The sequence below is a fragment of the Occallatibacter sp. genome (genome assembly GCF_035317045.1).
GTDB lineage: Bacteria > Acidobacteriota > Terriglobia > Terriglobales > Acidobacteriaceae > Telmatobacter.
In genome coordinates, this window is record NZ_DATHHT010000004.1 from 211620 (window position 1) to 231454 (window position 19835).

Genomic DNA, 19835 nt, shown 5'->3' on the forward strand with positions numbered 1-19835 from the left:
ATCCCCACCCCTAACCCGGGCGGCCAGGCGAGGAGATTGAAGACCGGCGATCAGCCAAGTCTCTAGTCACTTCGTCTCGAAGCGCCAGACAAGTGAGGAGAACATGACAGCGAACAGGACACAAAACGCGGCACTCGATCAACAGCTCATTCTCGAACTGAGGATCGATGCGTCCGGTGAAGTGACCCGCAAGCCAACCAAGCTCGGACGAAAGGATACGCTCGAGGGAAAGCTCCTCGGTCAGCTTTATCCTGGCATCCGAGTCGCGCGCGTCAGCGTGCCGTATGAGTTGACGCCGTATGAGCAGTCTGTGGTCGAAAACCGCATGGCGAGCCTTCATTACGGCGGGGTTGAGTACAAGCTGGTGGGCGCCAGCGGTTCGGCGAAGGATGGCAAGTTCTACTTCGTTGACAAGGTGCATGCCGGCCCGATAGCTGAGCGCTTTCAGCATTGGCCCGAGGCGGCGATCGTGTACTTTGCGATCCTCGTCTCCGACTGCAAGCTGATGGTCGAGGAACCCGACCTGCGCATCGCTGTGGTCAAGGATCACGTCCTTGGCACCAACGATTGCCGTGGCTGGGCGCGTGAATCCCTCTACCGGAAGCTCAAGATCGGCACGAATCGTTTTTGCCAGTTTCGGCTGGCATTCGACGCAAGCGAACCGAAGCAGGCGAAAGGCGCATTAAAGGCGATGAGCGATCGTGTGGCCGACAGGCTCGCGGTCGATGTCATTCTGCCCGAGAGCGCCTGCAAACCAACCCTAAGGGGAGGAGTGCGATTTCTTCCCAACTTGGGCACATCGGGCCGCCTGTATACGGGTCCGGCGATTCTCGGGATCAAACAGATCTCCCGTCAATCGGAGTTTGGGTCAAGCTACACGTTGATCGAACACGCTTCGGAAGAGGCGCTGCAGTTTGAACTGAAACTGTGGGCGCTTGAACGAATCAAGGCAATGAGAAAGGCATGGGACGAAGGTGACTACCAGGCTCTTTTCGAAGTAATCGGCAAGTCCGAGGTTACAACGATGGAGGATGGTGTCGGCTTTGACCCCGACTCCCTGGAGCGAGAGGACGATCCGGCTTCAGAGGGATGCGACCCGGCGGAGGCGGTTCTGTTGGCGGACCGTAGCGGAAATGCAATCAAGATTCCCTATGTCTTCAACCAACTGAACCGCAAGCTGGCCCGCTGGGCATTTCGTGCCTGTACGAGCGCGGATCTGAAGCTGCCATCGTTCGCTCTGGCGGACGACGGTGTCCTGATGGGAGCACCGGGGAAAGATTCTCTCGGCCTCCGACTGGATACCTGAAGACAGTGCGATTGCATCGTTGGCGGCGGAGAGGGGCCTTTGCATCCGGTATCCAATACGGATGCAGGAGGATCTCTTGCCCGTTCGTCATCTCACCAACACAGAGCTTGTTTCGGCGCTCAAACAGGCGCTCGGAACAGCCGACCTTGACGAATCGCAGGTCGCCTATCTTCTTGATCGGCACCTTCGCATGGAGGGGACGTACATACTTCATTCGAAGACCGCGAGCAAAAACGGCGGCGACTTCGACTTCGACACCATCTGCGTAATGCCATCCGATCGGTTCCCGAAGTTTGTGGCGGGAAGGGTCGCATATGGGGAGAGATTTCACCAGGAAAAGACCAAACATCAGAAAGCCAAATCTCCTTGGTGGAATGCCTGCCCGGTTGCCATGAAGGCGCGTGGAAACCGGATCGGCTCGATCACCGATCTGAAGACCTCATGTCTTTCGGCGGGACGGCCAGACCTGGCCTACAAGCTCGTCGAGCAACTGCAGAACGCTCTCGATTCCCTGAAACACAGGGTCGAGATCGATGAATCCGTTGTCAGTGAAATCAGGAAGGAGGTAGCGCCGGCGCCCTGGCTCCGCTACAAGCGTGAGCGCAGAGTATCGGACCTGCCGTCCCATCTTGAAGTCGCGGACACGGATAAGGTTGGGAGGCTCTATAACGTCCTGCGCAAGGAGGTTGGCTTTCTTCCCGACGAAACTGGTAACGGTTTCGAAGAGAAGATGTCGATAGAAGACTTCCGAGGACTCTTTTCGGGTGAAACCGTTACCCGGGAGATGTTCGAGGAATGCCAGTTGATCAATTCGATTTACGGGGATATCGCAAGCCGGATTGTCCAGCGCGAGGATGAAGTCAAACAGCAACTCAAGGACGCTCAAGCGCAGTGGGAAGTTGTACGCGGGAGCGAAGACAAGGAGAAAAGAAAGTCCGCAGTGCTTGCGCGAAACAAGGCGCAGGCGGCTCTGTGGGAACACGAACAGGATGCACGGGATCAGTTCAGCTCGTTGCATCTATTCGTTCACTACTGGGCGCAAGGAAAACAGGAGAACCGTCGGGCATGGGCGCAGGCGATGAATGGTGTCGTCTCAGGTGGCTCGGGTTCCGGCGCCGTTCTCTTCCAGTCGTTTCCGCAAGAGGTGATCGATGCCTTCGCGGAGGTTACCGGTGGTCAGCGGGTACGAGTGCGACTTCCGAAGACTGTGAACGGCTATGTCTGGTTCGACAATGAGCAGCGGGCATTTCTGGTCGAGCGGATGGCGAATCCTCAAGGCCCTGAGTGCGAGAAGAGGGTATTTCTCTTTCAGTACAAAGGAAAACGCTCGCTTGTCTTCGAAAATACGAGTGTTCCAACGTCGATGGAGCATTCCTAACCGGCAAAAGAGAAGCTGCGGCCTCGAGCCCCGGCTTCTCTTTTCCTTTTTGTGACTCACCCCACGCCCAGGGAGGCCGCCATGAAGACGATCCCGATCTTTTTTCTTGCTCTCGGTGCGATCGCGGCCGGGGCACAGACCACCAGCCAAAGCCAAATCCGTCACATTGAGACATCGTTGAATCATCTGACGGTTCTCGAATTTGGTGAGTCCGTGACCACGCTTGCGATCGCCGATCCAGACAGCTTTCAGGTCGAGCGACATGACGACAAGGTTTTTGTGAAGCCTCTCCGCGAGGGCGTGTCCACCAATCTCTTTGTCTGGACCGCGTCTCGGGAGTTGAGCTACGAACTCGATCCGGCTGGCCAACTCGCTCAAATGGACGTCCTGGTTCGCACCGAACCTGTGCCCAATCCGCACACCAGCACACAGGCTTCGGCTGAGCCCTCAGATGCAGAGATTCGCAGGATCGCCTCGCTGGTCCTTACTCAGGCAATGATGGGAGCCGAGAACATCGTGCATGACGCAGAAAAACGCGCCACGGGCCGCATCGAGGTCGATCTTGAACAGGTTTATCGCGCGAAGGATCGCATCTATATCCGCTATTCGGTTGCCAACGAGACCAAGGCTCCGTTCCGGGTCACGACTCCGGACGTGTGCGCCCCTGTCCCGACCGAGCAGCCTATCTCGCTCGTGAGCCTCAGGAATCATCAGATCACGTCTCGGACCTTCACGGCCTTCAAAGCGAAACAGGTTTCAGGCATCGATGTGATGCAGGCCGAGTCAGGTACGCGCGATCTTGCGCCGGGAGAAAAGACGACAGGTGTAATCAGCATTGGAGCTTCGACAGGCAATCCGCCACAGATTTATCAGCTGAACTTTGGCGTCGATCAAAACGGACCTCTAAAAATTGAGACGGTTCTCTAGTCATGGACACCCAGGGCTACATTTCGCAGTACGAAGTGCGCCAGTCGCTCAGACAGATCTACCGTAGCGATGCCGAAACCAGTCTGCAAAGCTCCCTCCTCAAATCCCTTTCTGATGAACTAAAATCCATCGACGAGAAGGGCCGCTGGAAGCCCAGCCCAGTGCTCATTCTCACCTTTGTTCTGCTGTGCGCCTTGCTCGGGGTTTTTCTGTATTTCTCGGTGGGAGGACGCGGATGAGCCCCTACTACGATCAGCCTGCATTGCATCAGAGAGGAACAGAAGATGTCGTAGGCGTTCTGGTTCTGCTCGCTTCTGCCGTGCTCGCCTTCGCGTGGTACGTTGCTGTTTCACGCCTCCATCTCCGCAACCAGCAGTGTCTTGAGATCTTCCTGTACGTCGCCATCCTGTTTTTCGGCGGAGGCCTGCTCTTCGCACAACTGGTTGGTCGGAGACGAAGGAGAGAGGAGAACTGGCCACACCCGGCCATCCTAATTCCAGCATCGAAAGACGTGGCAACAGTTCGTCACATCAATCAAGGCGAAGCTACATTGCTCGGATACAACGTGCACAAGGAGCCCTGGCTCTGGCCCGATATCGTGCGAATGAAGCACGGTATTATCGTGGGCGGCACGGGTTCTGGCAAATCAACGTTTCTCGAAAACATCATCGCGCAGGATGTAATGCGCCGCTTCGGCGCGCGCAAAATGCCGATGATCATCTTTGACGGCAAGGGAGAACGGGAGTTTCTTCATCGCCTTCTGCCGCATATAGAGGCTGCCGGTCGCCTGCAAGATCTGCGAGTGATCGATCCAACCCACCCCGCGGAATCGGCGCGATACAACCCGTTTTATGCACTCGAGGATGCTTACCAGGAGCACGTGAATTTCATTTTCCGGTCCTTCGGGCTGCGCGAAGACTTCTTTAAGGGACACCAGGAGGCATACCTTTCGGATCTTGTCCGCATACTCCAGTACACCGGAAAGCTGTTCAACGTCTACGACGTGCTGGTGATGGCGCTTGATGAGAAGGTGCTGGAGGAACAGATCGGGATTGCGAAGGCGCGCCTGGCCTCAGTGGCTGGTATCTCCATGCAGAAGCGGTTGAACTTTGAGATGTCGGTCAAAATGCTTCAGCGATCGCTTGCGGACCGTGAACGGGTAGAGAAGATTCAGGGGCTTTTGAATGAACTTTTGAGCTTCCTGGAGGACGAACTGTCGATTGTTACCAGCTCCTATCAGGACCTGCTTACGCTCGACGATGTGCTCGAAAACGACCTGATCCTATTTGTCTCCCTCAACGCCAACCGCAATCAGCGTGCGGTCGAAGCCTTGGGAAAGATCCTGCTCCAGAACATCCAGTTGATGGTAGGTAAGCGTTACGCACAGCCAGCCAGCGACCGGAATGTAGACGAGCCCATGCTCTCGGTGATCCTCGATGAGTTTTCGCCGTTCGCCTATCCCGGGTTTACACAGGTGCTTCAGACGGCGCGCGGGGCGCGCGTCTCATTCCTGTTTTCGTTTCAGAGCATTCCCCAATTGCAGCGTGTGAGCCAAGCGTTTGCGGACGAAGTGTCGTCCGCTCCGGGAACGAAGATGATTATGAACGTATCGGAGGAACACACGGCCCAGTGGTTTTTGAAGGCATCTTCCCGAATTGCGAGCAAGCGTCGCAGCCTGTCGGTGCGTAGAACCGGGATTTTTTCGACCAAATATACAGAGACCGGAACTGGCAGCGAGAGCGACATCAAGGAAACGCGTGCGCGCGAGGACCACATCAAGAACCTGCCTGTCGGCCAGATGGAGATCCTGATGGTGGACAGCCGCGAAGGTACCCGCTACTCCCATTTGCACGTGCGGCGTGTTCCTCGGTTCCAGGTGGAGGGCCTTGAGCCTTCCCTCTATCCGAAGATGCACAGCTATTTCGACCCTGAGATCGGAGTGAATCTCCGCTTCAAAGAGGCGGAGAACCGGAAGCAACGGCGCAGGAGAACGGCAGGATTGTTTCTCGGAGAGGCAGGTGGAGATTGAAGATGCGAAGTTCAGCCGTCATCCGATGGGTACTTATCGCGATCGCATGTTGCTGCGTGGCCGGCCAATTTGTCGGTCAGACTCCGAACGAGCCAGACATTCGAACCGCGCAGTCGGCGCCCAGACGCCAGGGACTCTTTGACTACGCTTTAGGCAAGTTCAATCCACACGATAAGAACTACGGCGCGTCGATCGAGTCCGCGCGGAGCGCCCTTGTCGGATACACAATCGACGATCTCTACTTCTGGTCGAATGTGGTGACGCTTCTGTTGCTCAGCGGGCTGGTCGCAGTTGTTCTTCTCCAATGGCGCGCCATGGACAAGCGCGGACTCATCGCAGCGTCTCTCATCGCGCAAGTATGGAACGGCCGTGTCAGCGACAGGATCGAGATAGAGCGTCGGACCCAGCAGTTTAATCAGCTGGTCGAAGCGCATAACGCCGAGGCTGAAGCAACTCTATCCCACAAATCAAGGCCCTCGGAACAGGAAAGCGATACGAACGGGAGCTTGACAAGGAGCGTTCGCACATTGGCGGACAGCAAAGGGATTACGCCAGCGGAGGCAGAGAAGATTGCCGCCGTCGCGCCGGATGCGACCGCAGCGAGCGTGCAACAAAGCAATCTCTTGCTGCGGCGGCGTGTTGAAGCGTTGCAGAACAGCGAACAGAATCTGAAGCAGCGCCTGAATCAAACGACTGTTTTGCTCGACCAGGAGCGGCGCCGTAATGCAACTCTGAAAGGCGCATAAGAAGGCCAGAATGATCAGAAAAAGACCATCCAATTTCGGAAGCCATGATGATTGGCTCGCGCATGTCCGTAGGGAGATTCCCATCCTGGAGCAACCTTATGCGCTTGCTGTCGGCCGCATGGAGCTCTTTCGGAGGTTCTACCGGATGCAGGAACTTTCGTTCCCAACTCAATTTACAGAGGAGCTGCAACGTATCGAGACAATGCACGACCCCGAGCGGACACCCGCGTTGGAGGCCCTGAACGACCTGATCTTCAGAAGCCTCACGATGCATCTGTTCAATCGGGCGCGGTCGATAACTTCAATCGATGATCGGAAGGCGCCGGCATCTCCGCGCAAAGAAATTGAGGAACTGTTCAGCCATGTTGCGAAGAAGAACCGCTATTTCGCGCTCTGGACTGTTTACAAAAGAGGTGTATCCGACCGCTCGGTTGCCGAGGAATGGGACGAGTATCTCCTTCAGGAACTCGGGACACAAAGCCCAGAGGCAATCGTCTTCACTCGAGCAATGGTCGAATTGGATCGGCTTCTCACCCTTTTTCACGACGAAAATCTTGCGCTTCCCAGTCTCGCTTTCGAGCGTATTTGGTTCCTTCACTACCTTCGAGGACCCGAGCGAATGGCCCAAACGCGCGCTGTCCTGGGAATGCTTATGGCGGAGTTGGAGGCATGTACATCCGCGTAATCGGCTTCGGGACAAACTGGTGGGCCATGCGTTCACACGACACGAGCGATCCGTTCTGCTTCCGGCGAAGGGCGGCCTACTTCAACGCTGCCGCCGTGATGTCGGGAAGACGTCTCCATCACAGCGCAATTTTCCCTGGACAAATTCGCTTCAACGCGAAGAGTGGATTTGATCCAGAGTTCCCGTTGCGCACGCTCGGCAAGACATTTCTTTGCTCTGCGCCACGTCAGTTCGCCGGAAAGATGCATTTGCTATTCGAGCGACGCACCGGCGAGATGATGCCAGATGCCTATCTGGTCACCCTCAAATCTGCGGAGCATGGCGCAATCCAGTTCGCTAAACCCGGTTGGAAATCGGCTGGAGTCCGGCCAATTTCGATCAGCCTGCGCAGTGAAAGGTACGAAGCAATGTTGCTGTTCGGCCCTGGAGATTGGGTCGAGAGCGACTTGGGACGGTGGCAGGTTGTTCAGGCTGAATGCCGAATCCGACTCAACGAAGTCACCGAAGGAGTGCTCCCGTGAGGTATTACAAGGGGTATATCGCTCTGTCCGAAACATGCGATGTGCCAGTTCTGCTCCACGTCCGGAACTCGCGCGCGATCTGTTTCGATCAGCTTCGCGAGTTGCTATCGCGCGAGATGCTGGCGGCGATCGTTCGCTCTTTGCGCTGGCGGGTGACACGGCTCGAAAAAGTCGGGCTGATCGCGAGGCTGAATGGACAGCGGTTTCTGGGTAAGCCTGTCTATGGAATTACCCAGCAGGGCCTTGAATGTCTTGAGTCGCGCGGGCATTACCTGGTCTCGTTGCCCAGTGACACGGAGCAGATTCTCCATCCGTCAAAGGTCGCTCACGCGCTGGAGTTGGTCAATATCCGTCTGGCTCTTGCCCGATCAGGGTTGCTTCGTTCGTGGAAGAGTGACGTGGAGATCACCTCCCGGAACCTTGTTGCCGCCAACGGAACGACCAAAGACTATGACGCCGTCGCGGCGATCGAAGTCGACGGATGCACACGAAGTATCGGGATCGAATACGAGAGAAGCGCGAAGTCCGCGTCCCGATATGACGCAATTCGCGAGGCTCTTGATAGAGACAAGACCAGTGATACGGTCTTGTACTTAACGGCAAGTGACGATATTTTGTATTTGCTCGCCATGGAATTGCGCGCGACTCGCAGACGGATCGGCTTCGCACTCAGCGAGACATTCCGCCATTCTCTCCTCGAAACGCGCACTCTGACCAACACGGAGAGCTCAGAAATTGTGCCTTTCCGCGAACTCCTAGGATTACGGAATCCGTAATTGCCATTCTGCATGGCGAGCCATTCCTTCGACTGTCCATTGTGGTTGTATTTACGTCGCATTGGCGTTTCATTGCCGTTGCTTTGACCTCCTTTGCCTCGTTATTGAACGGAATCGGCACCCTCTAAGTCATGACCTCTCAAGAACTTCCTTTCTGACTATCCCCTTGTAGACATGGCAATTTTGAGGTGACGGGAAGGAGTTGAGGATAGAAGAACGCATGAGAGTGAGACTGATACTTGAACGCCTGTTGAGGAAGCACGCTAGCAGAGATCTGCTGGTGAAAGCAGAACTCGCTCTCAGTTCCCGCTCCTAAACAAGCCAATTCCCGAAGCAAGCGCATAGCTCGCCCTTGATGGGTGGTGTGGGTCGCGGCCACCCGTTCGCATTTTTCACGAACGCCATCCGGTACTCGTGCCACGAAAGGAAGAAATCGCCATGCCCAACTCTGACTCCGTCGCCTCCACTCAAGCGGTGGAAGCAGCATCTCCCACGGACCACTTCCGGCGTCGCCTGGCGATCTGCCTTGTGCAGACCGCGTTCAACACGATCATCGTCGCAAGGTACGCTCGAACGCTCTATCTAGTGACAGTACACGACGCGCTTCAGCAGGTCGGAGTGACTTTGCTGTTCGCAGCCCTGCTCGGATCGCTCGCTCGGATGTGGTTCCTCACACTGAAGGGCCGGGCACGATAACCAACTATCCGTCCCGTCAACCTCTACTCAGAAGGAAGGAGAATTGCCATGCAATCCAGCTTAGGAAAGATGTCCGCCTACAAGATGTTCAGTTGGCGGGACCGGGCCGCGGGCTCAATCGAACAAACGGTCACGATGTTCCTGGAACTTGGGGAAGCCGTCGCTACGCGTTGGATCGAGACCCGAAAGGGTGTCCTGCTCCTCCAGATGGTCCCGGACGACCGTGCGTCGGGGGCAATCTACCTCTTCGATCGGCAGCGCGAGCAATGGTACATGCTGTCGTTCGAAGATTGCGAGGACCGGTTCACTTCGGAGAAGTTCGACCGCGCGTTCTCCGAGTACGACCTCTTCCGATTGGTCGAGCAGCCCGGCCTGCTGCTAACCGAGTTCCAGCCAGCCAACCCCTAGCCCACCTCGTTACAGCCCCAACAATGAATTCCATCCCAACTCCAAGAGGAGCCGCCATGCGTCTGTCCGCAAGTCGTATTCGCTCGATCAACCGCGCGATTGCCAGGGTCCAGTCGTCCGCCTGGTCCGCGCCAGACAGAAACCACTGCCACTCGACCCCTAACCCGACGCCTGCTGTTCCTGTCAGCGCGACAAAATTCGTGAAGATCGTCGCGGTACCAAGGAGTGCAGCATCGTAGCGTCCGCAACGGGAAACGGCGAGCAAACTCAGGCGATAAGCGCGTTTCGCTCGCCGCTTTTTCGAAATTTGACCGAGTTTTGGACCCGGGATACAACCACACAGCGGATGAAGGAGGCAGAACACCATGTATGCCAAATTCTGTGTAAACCGGGAAACGGCAAGCAACTTCATACGACTGTTCGTGAACCGGCGTGCTTACGCAATTCAGGGAGAGCGACCTCTGCCGAACGGTTCTGTTCCCTATTACCCGGCACGGGATTGGAAGACCAAAGAACCAAAGCCGCTTGATGATGGCGTGGCACGCATGCACCTCAACGGCGACATCACCATCAGTCTGTACGGGATCAATCCGGAAACGCAGCGCTCGAAGTGGGTCGCAATTGACGCCGATTTCGATGGAGCTTTGGAGTCCCTGTTTCAACTGCAATGGGAACTCAAGCAGGATGGAGTGGATGCTGCCCTGGAACAATCGCGCCGTGGCGGTCATCTGTGGATCTTCGGCGCCGAGCCGTTGCTGGCGTCCGAGTGCCGGATCTATGTCTACAACCTGGCGCTCCGGCTGGGCGTTCCGGTCAAAGGTGGTGGTCTGAAGGAAGGCATAGAAGTCTTCCCGCGCCAGGACCGGGTCGAAGACGGAGAGTACGGTAACGCGATCCGCGCCCCGCTCGGCGTGCACCGGAAGACGGATCGGCGCTACTGGTTTTACGAAGCCGAGCCCACTCCGGAAGCGCAGCTTGCCTATGTCGACAGGTTGACAAAGCTCACGGAGGCTGAGCTCAGGACATTTATTGAGGGGATGAGTCTGCCCGAAGCTTACAGGCCGGTGTCGCTGGCCCCGTACACTCCACCCGTTTCATCTCCCCGCTACCCAGAGTTCCGGATTCTCGACTACGTCCGGACGACGCGCAAGGACAGCCGGAACTGGTGGGCAAGATGTCCCTCCTGCGCAGGAGTCGGGCGCGACCGCACAGGCGATAACCTCGCCATCCAGATCAAGGATCCCCGCTTCTACAAATGTTGGGCTGGCTGCACCAAAGAGGAGATCCGCGCCGCGCTCGGTCAACCCATCCGAAAGCGCGCGATGGTTTAGGGAGCGAGAATGACAAACGTCTTGAAAAAACCGAAGCCCCCACGTGCAGCATCTAGTCATGGACTCGTACTCCCGCTCGGCACGCTCAAGGCGCTCCAAAAGCGCGGCATCTACTGCGCGCCCGGAGTCTCGCTGGAACACCAACACCTGGCCAGGCGCTATGTACTGCGCGGCGTGGAATCGGGCGGCGCAGTCTCCGACATGGGGAGAGCCTGCGCTTTCGTCGCGGAGAATGGGTCGCCGCTGCCGTGGCTTCAGTCCATCCACTCGATTGCCGTGAATGGCCGTCATGCCATCTTACTGGCGGAAAGCATGGTGCGCATTGAGATGCTTCGCAGCGAACGGACCTGGGAGCTAGCGATCACGTTCCATACTTTGTCGCGCGTTCCGGAACGAGCGCGCCCACAGATAGTCTCGAGGTCGCTCTTTCGTGGAAGGGATGGAGTTCTCTCGGTTGATCTCTGGAAGGAAGAACATCGGGCGCTCCGCGGGAGGCTGGCTCCAATCTTTTATAGCCGTGCCGGCGAAGCCCTGACTTACCCACCATCGTTTGAAGATGCGATCCGAAAGACAACAGCGGCCGCCTGCTGCATCGGTTGCAAACACACGCACGTCGGAGTGCCCCCAACCGTGGTCAATCACGAACAAGGGACAACTAGCATGACAGACCCCAATCAAGTTGCGGTTACCGTCGGCGAACCGAATTGGGCTCCGCTTGAGTGTGCTGTTCCGGCCAAGGAACTGGAGAACTTTATGTATATGGGCTGCGCCGGAGAGATCGAGCTCTATAAGCATCGGTTTACGCGGCGTTACCTCAACATTGGGCGGAACTCAGAGAGATTTTACCGGTACCTCAACGGAGACTACGTCGAAATCTCTCGAGCAGCTGCGCTCGAACACGTGCGCAGCTGAACCCTCAGCAAAAGGAGCACGGCTATGTCAAAAGGTGTCAACAAAGCAATCTTGCTAGGCCATGTGGGCAAGGACCCCGAGATCCGTTCTACAAACGGCGGGACCATCGTTGCTTCATTCTCACTCGCCACTGCCGACCGCCAAAAGGACGGCCAGGGAAACTGGCAGGACAGGACGGAGTGGCACAACCTCGTCGCTTTCAACCGCACCGCCGAGATCATTCGCGATTATGTGAGGAAAGGCTCGCAGCTTTTGATCGAGGGCAAGATTCAGACCCGCACGTGGGATGACCGGGAATCTGGCCAGAAGAAGTACCGAACCGAGATTCTCGTCCATGACCTCACACTGCTGGGCGGTCGACCCGGAGACGAAGGCCGGGCCTCCAATGGGAGAAGTCATGCCCGAGCGGGAAGCGTCGGCTTTGGTCATGCGCAACCTGCGAATGGCGAGGAGTACTCCGATCAGGGCATCACGGCGGACGATATTCCGTTCTAAATCGGGGTTTTGAGCGAGTGTTCAGTTTCCTTTCTCCCCTCTATGGATGAGAGCATTCGATTTCTTGTCTGGTTGTGTGCGCAAGTCACTCCGGCCTACGGCCGGCGCGACTTGCGCACACAACCAGATTCCAAGTACACCTCGTGTCCAGTTATCGCCGATTCGGCTTCAGTAGAGCAGGGCTAGCACCAGTGTCCAGTTTTCACCGGAACATCATTGTTATTTTGGGGCGTCGGCGGTCGGATTGTACCAGGCGTATCGGTAAGGCGAGCGGCTCAGGTGGTGTCCTAAGAGTGCGTTGCTGCTAACCAATGGCATCATCGCAGCGGTCGTCCCTGCGATATCGGGAGAGAACCCCTCCAGCCGCATCCCATCCCATACTGTTTAGGGCATTCAATGGGCACAGTTGCAGCGGGATCATCCTCGGCGGCTTGCGCTTCAAAATGAGCCAATAGAGTTTTGCCGCAATGCGGGCAGGTGAAATAAAGACTCGGCACGTGGCAGAATTATACGGACAATCAGGTGCAAAAAGTGAAGCCACTCCGATGCAATTTACGTCGAAGTCCTAGCATCATACCTACTGGGAAACAGGAGGAATCCCATGCCAGAATTCATCCCTCGTCATTACGAGATTCATGCCTGGACAATTAGCGAAGCTAGAAAATATCTCGACGTAAAACATCAACTGGGATGGCGCGTAGCGAGGATGGTGCCCCAAGTTGGAACCCGTAAAATCGTCTTCCTTTTCAAAAAAATAGCCCCTCGTAAAGAGGCAGCAACGCAGAACTAGGACACTACCGGCGGCTCACAACCGGCTACAAGATGCAATCTGCCGGTGGTCGGATTACAACTTTCCTTATCTCTCACCGGCGAGGGCCGCTTCTTCGGCATCGTAATTGAACTGCTGCGGCTCAACGATGCTAGGCGGGTGTTTCCGCTCCGATGCGACGGTTCTGTTTATCGCTTCGCCTATTTCCACTGATTCTCTGTATCCAAGTTCGGCCCGAATGCGCTCAGAGCTGGCCACAACATGCTGCGCTGCATTGCCGGGCTGCAAAAGGTGCTTTGGAGTTTGCTCTCCCGGCAGCACCACGAACCTCCCATTCCATCCCACCCGCTTTGCAATCATCTTCTGCCATGCCAGTTCCGACAACGTAGGTTCCTGGCAAATGTTGTAGACACGTCCAGCCGCTTGGTCCGATGTAGCGGCAAGTTCGATCGCATTGGCAACGTTCTCCACATATCCCCGCGGTCCACGCCAAGCGGCCAACTCTTCTGAAAGCAGTATGGCGGGTCTTCCGTCAGCGAAGCGTTTCACCAGCGGAAAGAATCTATGCAGGCGATCGCCCGGACCGTATACCATCGGCAGCCGTACCACCGTTCCCGAGACGAAGAAACTACTCATGATTACCTCTTCGACCGCGATTTTGTCGTAATGGTCATCAAGCCGGGTAAATGTGCTCTGCAGCATCTTTACCGTCTCTGGCGGGTAAGCTGTCGAACGGTCCGGAGCGGTGAGTCTTCGGTCAGTGGTAACGGCTCTAAGGGTCCTGTTTCGCTTCCGTGTACTACGCCCCACGCGCGGTAAACGTCCATGCTGCTGATCGCAACCACACGCCTCACAAATTCGCGGGACTCGTCCATAAGCTGCCGCGCCTGCTCTCCGGAGCTAAGGATCAAGTCGATGATCACGTCCGGCGAGAATCGCTGGATTTGCGTTCGGCATTCGGAAAGGCGGTTCCGATCTCCCCGGATCGCAAGTACCCCGGCACTGCGGGGACCCATCGGCGCTGCGTTGCAAAACCGTTAATTCGTGTCCGGAATCGCACAGTTGTTGCACCAGATATCGACCGATGAAGCCGTTCCCACCGATCACGAGGATTCGCTTGCGAGAGTAAGGGAGAATTTGACTTTGCTCACTGAAGTGGTTCGACATCCCATACCCTTCGTTTGGAATCAGTCAATTCAGCCACTCGCGCTCTCATCCGCATCCTGCGGATTGCCCAAAGAGGCACCGCACCGCCGGGCCGAGAATCGTCCCAAACGCATCCCGCTCAGCTTATGCCCCTCCTCATATCAGCGGCAACAATGAAACCGAACAGCCAGAATGCCACATATTGCACAGTGTTTGCAGCCACTTGGGCTAGCAACCTGAACACTGCGGAAAACCGCGTAAAACCCTTTCAATGGACTTTCACGACGGCGACTGAGGCGCTCTTCGAAGCGCCATTTCTATTTGAGGAGATACGACGATGACAACGGAAGATGTGAAGCCGAACCCAGAACCGGACACTCAGTTCACGCAACTGGCGGAGCCCTTTGATCCTTCGGAGATCAAGTGGCGCGTCACGCACACAAATCGGGATGGCAGCCGTGGAGCGGTCATCGCATATGCTGATCCGCGGGCGTACACCGACAGGCTGAACCAACTCTTTACTCCTTCGGGCTGGACCCGTAGCTACCAGGTCTCGACGGTTTCGTCTGTTACCCGGAAGCGACGGGACAAGCTCATCCAGACGGGCAAGGTGCTGGTGACCTGCACGTTGACGATCACCGGCTTGGGTTGTCATACGGGCAGTGGAGAGGAATGGGCTGATGAACAGAATGCAATGACGACGGCGGAAGCGCAGGCGTTCAAACGGGCCGCGAGTTGTTACGGCCTGGGACGCTACCTGTACAACTTCGCCGAAATGTGGGTGCCGCTCAACGAATATCGCCAGCCCGTCCAATTCCCAAAGCTCCCGAACTGGGCGCTGCCCAAAGGGAGCGTGCCCGCAAAGAGCCATCCTGCATCTGGCTCACACCCCCCGGCGGCGCAACGGGGGCCGATCGATCAGATGACAACGGTGAAGATTGAGGGATTTCGGCGGATCCTGGGAGATCCAATCTATGGGGAGATCCTCTGGCGCGTCGCGCATGCACGCCGAGCAAACGCCATTCCGAATGCACAGTTGCAAGACAATGTTGCCGAGGCGATGGAGAGAGCCTCCCGCGGATTTAGCAAGGCACACTCTCTCGCCGACCAGATTGGTGAGACATCCTTCATTGCGATCCTTGATAGGTTGCGAATCGAGTCCATGACGACGATTCCCAGACTCGAAAGCCTCAAGACTCTGGTGGCTGAGCTTGAACGCGAGGCGGCCCGAACCGCCGCCTGATCGCACGAACTTCCACCTTGGACCCGCTGGAGGTCTTATGCGCAACGTAGTGATGATTCGCCGCGAGGCAGGCTTGGTCGCCATTCCTGTGGAGAAGGCCGTCTATTGCGAAAACTGCCAAACAGTCTCGACTTCGGCCAGGCAGCGCTGTGGACTCTGCGGATCGGAGCAGATCACTCGATTGGTCCCCTTGATTCCAGAGCCATGGGACCCGGGCCCGGCTCCAGCCGCGGTCCTGGCCGCATAACAAACCAGACTGGTTCGCGGCGACATGGGCGTTTTCGAGGAGTCATCCCGACAATCGAACGTAAGCGGATGTCGATGAGTGGTTTGGCCTGAAGTCTGCACTTGAACCACCGACGGGCCGCTGGCTGTGTAGTCTTCGAGGCCAATCGAACCGACCCCGGGCACTTTTTCTTATTTGCTACATGCAGCGAGTCAAGAGAGATTAGTGCAGGCTCGCGAACTCGATTCTAGCTTGCTTCAGGATGGGAATGTCGGGGTCTGCGCTTTTCCAGAGAGTAAGGAAGTGCTGGTACGCGGCTTTCGCCTTGAGCCTGTCGCCGGCGAGGACCTGGGCTCGCGCTAATTGCAGGTGGGCCAGGGCACCGATCGGATCGTTCACCACGACGCCCGGATGATCGATAATCTTCTGGAATTCGGCGGCGGCTTCGATGCCTTGACGAGCGGCGAGAAATGCTTCGCCGCGCGCATAGACGGGATACAGAGCGCCGAAGAAACCGTAGTCGGCGCTCTGCGGAGTTCCGAGCTCATGGGGAGTGGCGATCTGCAGGGAGTCGATCGCCTTTGCGGGGTCATTGATGTGCAACGCGAGAAGTGCCCGCAGTGTCGGCATGTAGCTGAACTTCACCGACGTATCTTCGGGATACCGCTTCTCTAACTGGTCGGCGATCATTTTCGACTGAGGGGCATCACCGGCGAGAACGAACGCGAAGGCTGCACCGTACTCAACTTCCTTATCCCTGCCATGCTTCAGCGCATCGCGCGCTGTTTTGCCGGCCTCGGCAGCATTGCCGAAGAGGGCTTCTCTGACCGCTTCGCCGGCCTCAAACAAGGCGGCTCGCTCCGTCTGGCCTGACTGCCCTGCGATGACAGCGGCATTGGTTGAACGGCGCCGAGCTTGTTGGAGATGCCCCATGTAGGCGAAGCTGAAGGCAGACTGATTGAACAAGAGATCTTCGACTCCCGAAAGACCTTGGCTTAAAGATAGTTCGCGATCCATCGCTGCCTGATCATTCTTGAGAAACGCTATCTCGAATCGGTCGACGAAGAAGTCGGGGATATCAAGCTTTCGATCTTTCGCCTGACGGAGTGTGTTCTCCGCCTCGGGGAGACGGTCGCGCACGATGTAGCTCAGGGCGGTGATGTTATAGCCGATGGCGAAGTCCGGATCGAGCTCGATGGTTTTAAGGCCGTGTTCGCCTGACTTGTCGTACCTGCCGATCACGGGATAGATACCTCCGGAGAGAAAACCGTGCGGCTCCATGGCCTCGGGATATGTCTGTGCCCAGGCTTCGCAGACCTGTTGCGCAAGTTCCAGGTTTCCTGTCACCTGCTCATGATAAGAAACGGAGATAAAGAACTTCTCTGGTTCACTGACGTGGCCATGCAACTCATAGGCTCGCTGAATGCTTTTTAAAGCAAGTTCGGATTCACCCATGCTGGTGTAAACAATCCCAAGGTGCGCATAGGCCATCGCAAACCCAGGATCGATGTCGATGGCATGTTTGAAGAAAGGCAGTGCGGCCGCCGAGCCGCTTGAGGAGAGAACTCTGAAGCCTTCGCTGTAAGCCTTGAGTGCATCGAGAGAACTAGTTGTGGCCTGGGCAAGCGGTGTTGAGTACCTGTTTATCGTCGACTGCGTTTCTCCCATGCGGGTGCGGAGATTGACGGCGATTTGTCCGAGAGCGTTGAGGACTCCCTCTTTTCCTGCTGCTTCGGATTGTTCTTCGGCCAGAATTTCGCCCGAGCGACAATCCCTGGCGCGCAGCCCCAGCACGTATCTGCTTCCGATGCTGGTGACGGAGCCATCGACGACGGCTGCGCCTCCGGTTCGTGCGCAAATTTGACGAGCGGTCTCCGGCGTGAGCGGCGCGTCTTCCGCTTGACCCATCAAGTGCAGAGCCTGCTGCATGCGCTCATCGGAGATCAGGCTCAGGACTGGCGATTGTTCCAGTTGTACGCGGAGGCCCTGGCGAAGCGTGCCATCGAAGACCGGATCACCAGTGCGATTTAAGAAGTCGGCGAGCACAATCTTGTCTCTGCCGGCCAAGTTGCGAGGATGCAAAGTGGGCCTTCGAATATAGGCATAACCCGTTGCCAGGCAGCCGATCACTATGGCGGCTCCGGCAGCGACCTTCCAATGTCTTGCTGTTGCAGGGGCCGGTGTTGGCTGGATTGCCGTTGACTCGAGGCTCAAGGCCTCTACGGGTTCTGCTCCCTGCGGAATATTGCTGACCGCCAGCAGGGGCTCGACCGGCACCATGAGGCGGTATCCCCGGCGCTTGACGGTTTCGATGTAGCGCGGCTCGTCGGCCGAATCTGCGAGGGCGATGCGCAGCTTTTTGATCGCGGCGTTGATGGCATTTTCAAATTCGACGATCGTGTTATCGGGCCAGAGGCGGCGGCGAATGTCTTCGCGCGTGACAAGCTCGCCGGGGGAGGCGGTCAACAGGCACAGGATCTGGAAAGGCTGCTCCTGAAGTGGGACCTTTTGGCCGAGGTTGCGGAGTTCGGCGGAGCGGGTATCCAACTCGAAGGGACCAAAACGGAGGGCTATTCCTCGAAGCTCGCTCACCATGAAGCGAGCTCCGGCAGCGTGTAGATCCCGAAACGGCTGCCGTTACGAGATCTACACGCAAGAGATGCGCGGTTGCGAGACGAAATCACGTTGAAGTCACCCACAAGTCACGTCCTGCACATGGTGCTTCTGAAGCCTGCGCCAAAGAATAGCACCAGAATCTCGGCAATGGAGACCAAATGAACTTTCAGCTATCAAGCAGGATCGGCGGCGCAGCCATTTCGGCGGTGCTCGTGATGTCGGCCAATATGGTCGCACAGCAACCAGAACAGTCAAACGCAGTACACGTTCCTCGATATACGCTTCGTGATCTTGGTACTTTACCGGGCGGCTCGTTCAGCCAGGCGGGCGCTCTCGCGAAATGGGGCTTGGTGGGCGGCGTCTCCACCGTTGCAGATGGAAGCCAGCACGCGGCGCTATGGTTCCGGGGATCCAAACTGGACATCGGCGTACCGGGGCTGGGAGGGCCCAATAACGGCGTGTTCGGCATCAACGACCGGGGACAGGTGGCGGGCCAAGCGGAGACGAAAGCCTCAGATCCCAACAATGAGAACTTCTGCTCCTATGGCACGGGGCTGAAGTGCAAGCCGTTTCTCTGGCAATTTGGCACCATGACACAGCTTCCGCTGCTAGGCGGCAACAATGGCACGGCGGGCAACAACGTCAACAATCGGGGAGACATTCCTGGCATCTCCGAGATTGGGAAGCGTGACCCCGACTGCTCCGCTGGCGTCGCCATCAACGGCAGCGGACCGCAGGTTCTGGATTACGAGGCAGTGGTATGGGACGGAAGGCAAGGAAAGGCCCACGAACTCAAGCCGCTCGCAGGCGACACAGTTGGTGAGGCTTTCTGGATCAACGACAACGGCGTGGCGGTCGGTACGACTGGCCATTGCTCCGATACCCAGCTTCCTCCTTTTGCAGGCGGCGCTCATGCCGTGCTCTGGGATCAGTACGGCACGCCACACGATCTCGGCGATTTTGGTGGAAAGGCCAACCCCGCAATACGTGGGATTGGGAATATTGCCTTCGCCGTCAACAATCGGAACCATGTGGTCGGGACCGCGGTTCGCTCTGGCAACATGAACGATGAAGCTTTCATCTGGACGAGGGAGACCGGCATGGTGGATCTGGGCCGACTCGAGGGTGACACAAACAGCGCCGGACTCGGCATTAACAGCGAAGATGAAGTCGTCGGGGGTTCGGTCAACGGTGATCTGCTCACTGGCGACTCGCATCCCTTCCTTTGGAAGAAAGGCGTACTGACCCCCCTTAGCACACTTCTTTCCCCTGACACGCAGTTTATTCCCCTGCTTGCCAACAGCATCAACGATTCCGGCCAGATTACAGGCTTCGGTTTCGATCTCATCACTCAGGAGATTCACGGCTTTCTCGCCACACCATGCAGGCACACAAGTACTAACCAGTGGTGTGAAGAGGATGGCGACGGGTCTTATCTGCAACCAGACAACAAGAGCGATGGCACGAAGCTTCAGCTGCCGGAGTCTGCTCGGAAGCTGCTTCAAGACCAGCTGGGCCGCGCCAATCACTAGGCTCAGCTTAATCGTGTGACCACCGAGCGCAGCATCGGGTAGATAGTGGGCTAGGTCGATTTGAGCACCAACCTAGCCTGCTCTACAGGGCAA

At 57.0% G+C, this 19835-nt stretch carries 20 protein-coding genes; 17 read left to right on the forward strand and 3 right to left on the reverse strand.

Going from position 1 to position 19835, the window contains the following annotated elements:
- Positions 1-103 precede the first annotated feature (103 nt).
- From VK574_RS02505 to VK574_RS02575, 15 genes are all read left to right on the forward strand, one after another.
- On the forward strand, positions 104-1306 hold the full coding sequence (locus tag VK574_RS02505; RefSeq protein WP_472798227.1) for a hypothetical protein: 1203 nt from the start codon (positions 104-106) through the stop codon (positions 1304-1306).
- Positions 1307-1382: 76 nt separating this feature from the next.
- Positions 1383-2684: a hypothetical protein gene (locus tag VK574_RS02510; protein WP_472798228.1), complete on the forward strand. Its 1302-nt coding sequence runs from the start codon at positions 1383-1385 to the stop codon at positions 2682-2684.
- A gap of 81 nt (positions 2685-2765) precedes the next feature.
- Positions 2766-3611, forward strand: a complete 846-nt coding sequence (locus VK574_RS02515; RefSeq protein ID WP_472798229.1) for a TrbG/VirB9 family P-type conjugative transfer protein — start codon at positions 2766-2768, stop codon at positions 3609-3611.
- Positions 3612-3613: 2 nt separating this feature from the next.
- Complete coding sequence (locus tag VK574_RS02520) at positions 3614-3850, forward strand: hypothetical protein (protein WP_472798230.1); 237 nt, start codon at positions 3614-3616, stop codon at positions 3848-3850.
- Positions 3847-5640: a type IV secretory system conjugative DNA transfer family protein gene (locus VK574_RS02525; protein WP_472798231.1), complete on the forward strand. Its 1794-nt coding sequence runs from the start codon at positions 3847-3849 to the stop codon at positions 5638-5640. Before VK574_RS02520 ends, VK574_RS02525 begins: the two co-directional genes overlap by 4 nt.
- A 2-nt stretch (positions 5641-5642) precedes the next feature.
- The gene (locus tag VK574_RS02530; RefSeq protein WP_472798232.1) at positions 5643-6386 is read left to right on the forward strand and encodes a hypothetical protein; all 744 of its coding nucleotides are present in this window, start codon (positions 5643-5645) and stop codon (positions 6384-6386) included.
- 10 nt (positions 6387-6396) lie between these two features.
- Positions 6397-7071 (forward strand): hypothetical protein, encoded by a 675-nt coding sequence (locus tag VK574_RS02535; protein WP_472798233.1) that lies wholly within the window; start codon positions 6397-6399, stop codon positions 7069-7071.
- Positions 7056-7592, forward strand: coding sequence for a hypothetical protein (locus VK574_RS02540; protein ID WP_472798234.1), 537 nt, complete (start codon positions 7056-7058; stop codon positions 7590-7592). The genes VK574_RS02535 and VK574_RS02540 overlap by 16 nt, the downstream gene beginning before the upstream one ends.
- Positions 7589-8368: a hypothetical protein gene (locus tag VK574_RS02545; RefSeq protein ID WP_472798235.1), complete on the forward strand. Its 780-nt coding sequence runs from the start codon at positions 7589-7591 to the stop codon at positions 8366-8368. The genes VK574_RS02540 and VK574_RS02545 overlap by 4 nt, the downstream gene beginning before the upstream one ends.
- Before the next feature lie 438 nt (positions 8369-8806).
- A complete protein-coding gene (locus VK574_RS02550) occupies positions 8807-9064 on the forward strand; it encodes a hypothetical protein (protein WP_472798236.1) in 258 nt (85 codons plus the stop codon).
- Positions 9065-9112: 48 nt separating this feature from the next.
- On the forward strand, positions 9113-9472 hold the full coding sequence (locus tag VK574_RS02555; RefSeq protein WP_472798237.1) for a hypothetical protein: 360 nt from the start codon (positions 9113-9115) through the stop codon (positions 9470-9472).
- 365 nt (positions 9473-9837) lie between these two features.
- Entirely contained in the window at positions 9838-10803 is a 966-nt protein-coding gene (locus VK574_RS02560) for a TOTE conflict system archaeo-eukaryotic primase domain-containing protein (RefSeq protein ID WP_472798238.1), read from the forward strand.
- 9 nt (positions 10804-10812) lie between these two features.
- A complete protein-coding gene (locus tag VK574_RS02565; RefSeq protein WP_472798239.1) occupies positions 10813-11715 on the forward strand; it encodes a hypothetical protein in 903 nt (300 codons plus the stop codon).
- 24 nt (positions 11716-11739) lie between these two features.
- Positions 11740-12210: a single-stranded DNA-binding protein gene (locus VK574_RS02570; RefSeq protein WP_472798240.1), complete on the forward strand. Its 471-nt coding sequence runs from the start codon at positions 11740-11742 to the stop codon at positions 12208-12210.
- Between the two features lie 601 nt (positions 12211-12811).
- Positions 12812-13000, forward strand: coding sequence for a hypothetical protein (locus VK574_RS02575; RefSeq protein ID WP_472798241.1), 189 nt, complete (start codon positions 12812-12814; stop codon positions 12998-13000).
- Positions 13001-13066: 66 nt separating this feature from the next.
- On the opposite strand, the gene VK574_RS02580 is transcribed toward VK574_RS02575, so the two are convergent.
- Positions 13067-13681, reverse strand: coding sequence for an NAD-dependent epimerase/dehydratase family protein (locus VK574_RS02580; protein WP_472798242.1), 615 nt, complete (start codon positions 13679-13681; stop codon positions 13067-13069).
- Positions 13682-13879: 198 nt separating this feature from the next.
- Positions 13880-14146 (reverse strand): NAD-dependent epimerase/dehydratase family protein, encoded by a 267-nt coding sequence (locus VK574_RS02585; RefSeq protein WP_472798243.1) that lies wholly within the window; start codon positions 14144-14146, stop codon positions 13880-13882.
- Positions 14147-14462: 316 nt separating this feature from the next.
- Between VK574_RS02585 and VK574_RS02590 the strand changes: the two genes are divergently transcribed.
- Positions 14463-15368 carry a Rad52/Rad22 family DNA repair protein gene (locus VK574_RS02590; RefSeq protein ID WP_472798244.1) on the forward strand — a complete coding sequence of 302 codons (906 nt, stop codon included), beginning with the start codon at positions 14463-14465 and terminating at the stop codon, positions 15366-15368.
- A gap of 448 nt (positions 15369-15816) precedes the next feature.
- Here VK574_RS02590 and VK574_RS02595 read toward each other — a convergent pair whose 3' ends face one another.
- Positions 15817-18189 carry a winged helix-turn-helix domain-containing protein gene (locus VK574_RS02595; RefSeq protein WP_472798245.1) on the reverse strand — a complete coding sequence of 791 codons (2373 nt, stop codon included), beginning with the start codon at positions 18187-18189 and terminating at the stop codon, positions 15817-15819.
- A gap of 179 nt (positions 18190-18368) precedes the next feature.
- Between VK574_RS02595 and VK574_RS02600 the strand changes: the two genes are divergently transcribed.
- The gene (locus VK574_RS02600) at positions 18369-19742 is read left to right on the forward strand and encodes a hypothetical protein (RefSeq protein WP_472798246.1); all 1374 of its coding nucleotides are present in this window, start codon (positions 18369-18371) and stop codon (positions 19740-19742) included.
- The last annotated feature ends 93 nt before the right edge of the window (positions 19743-19835 follow it).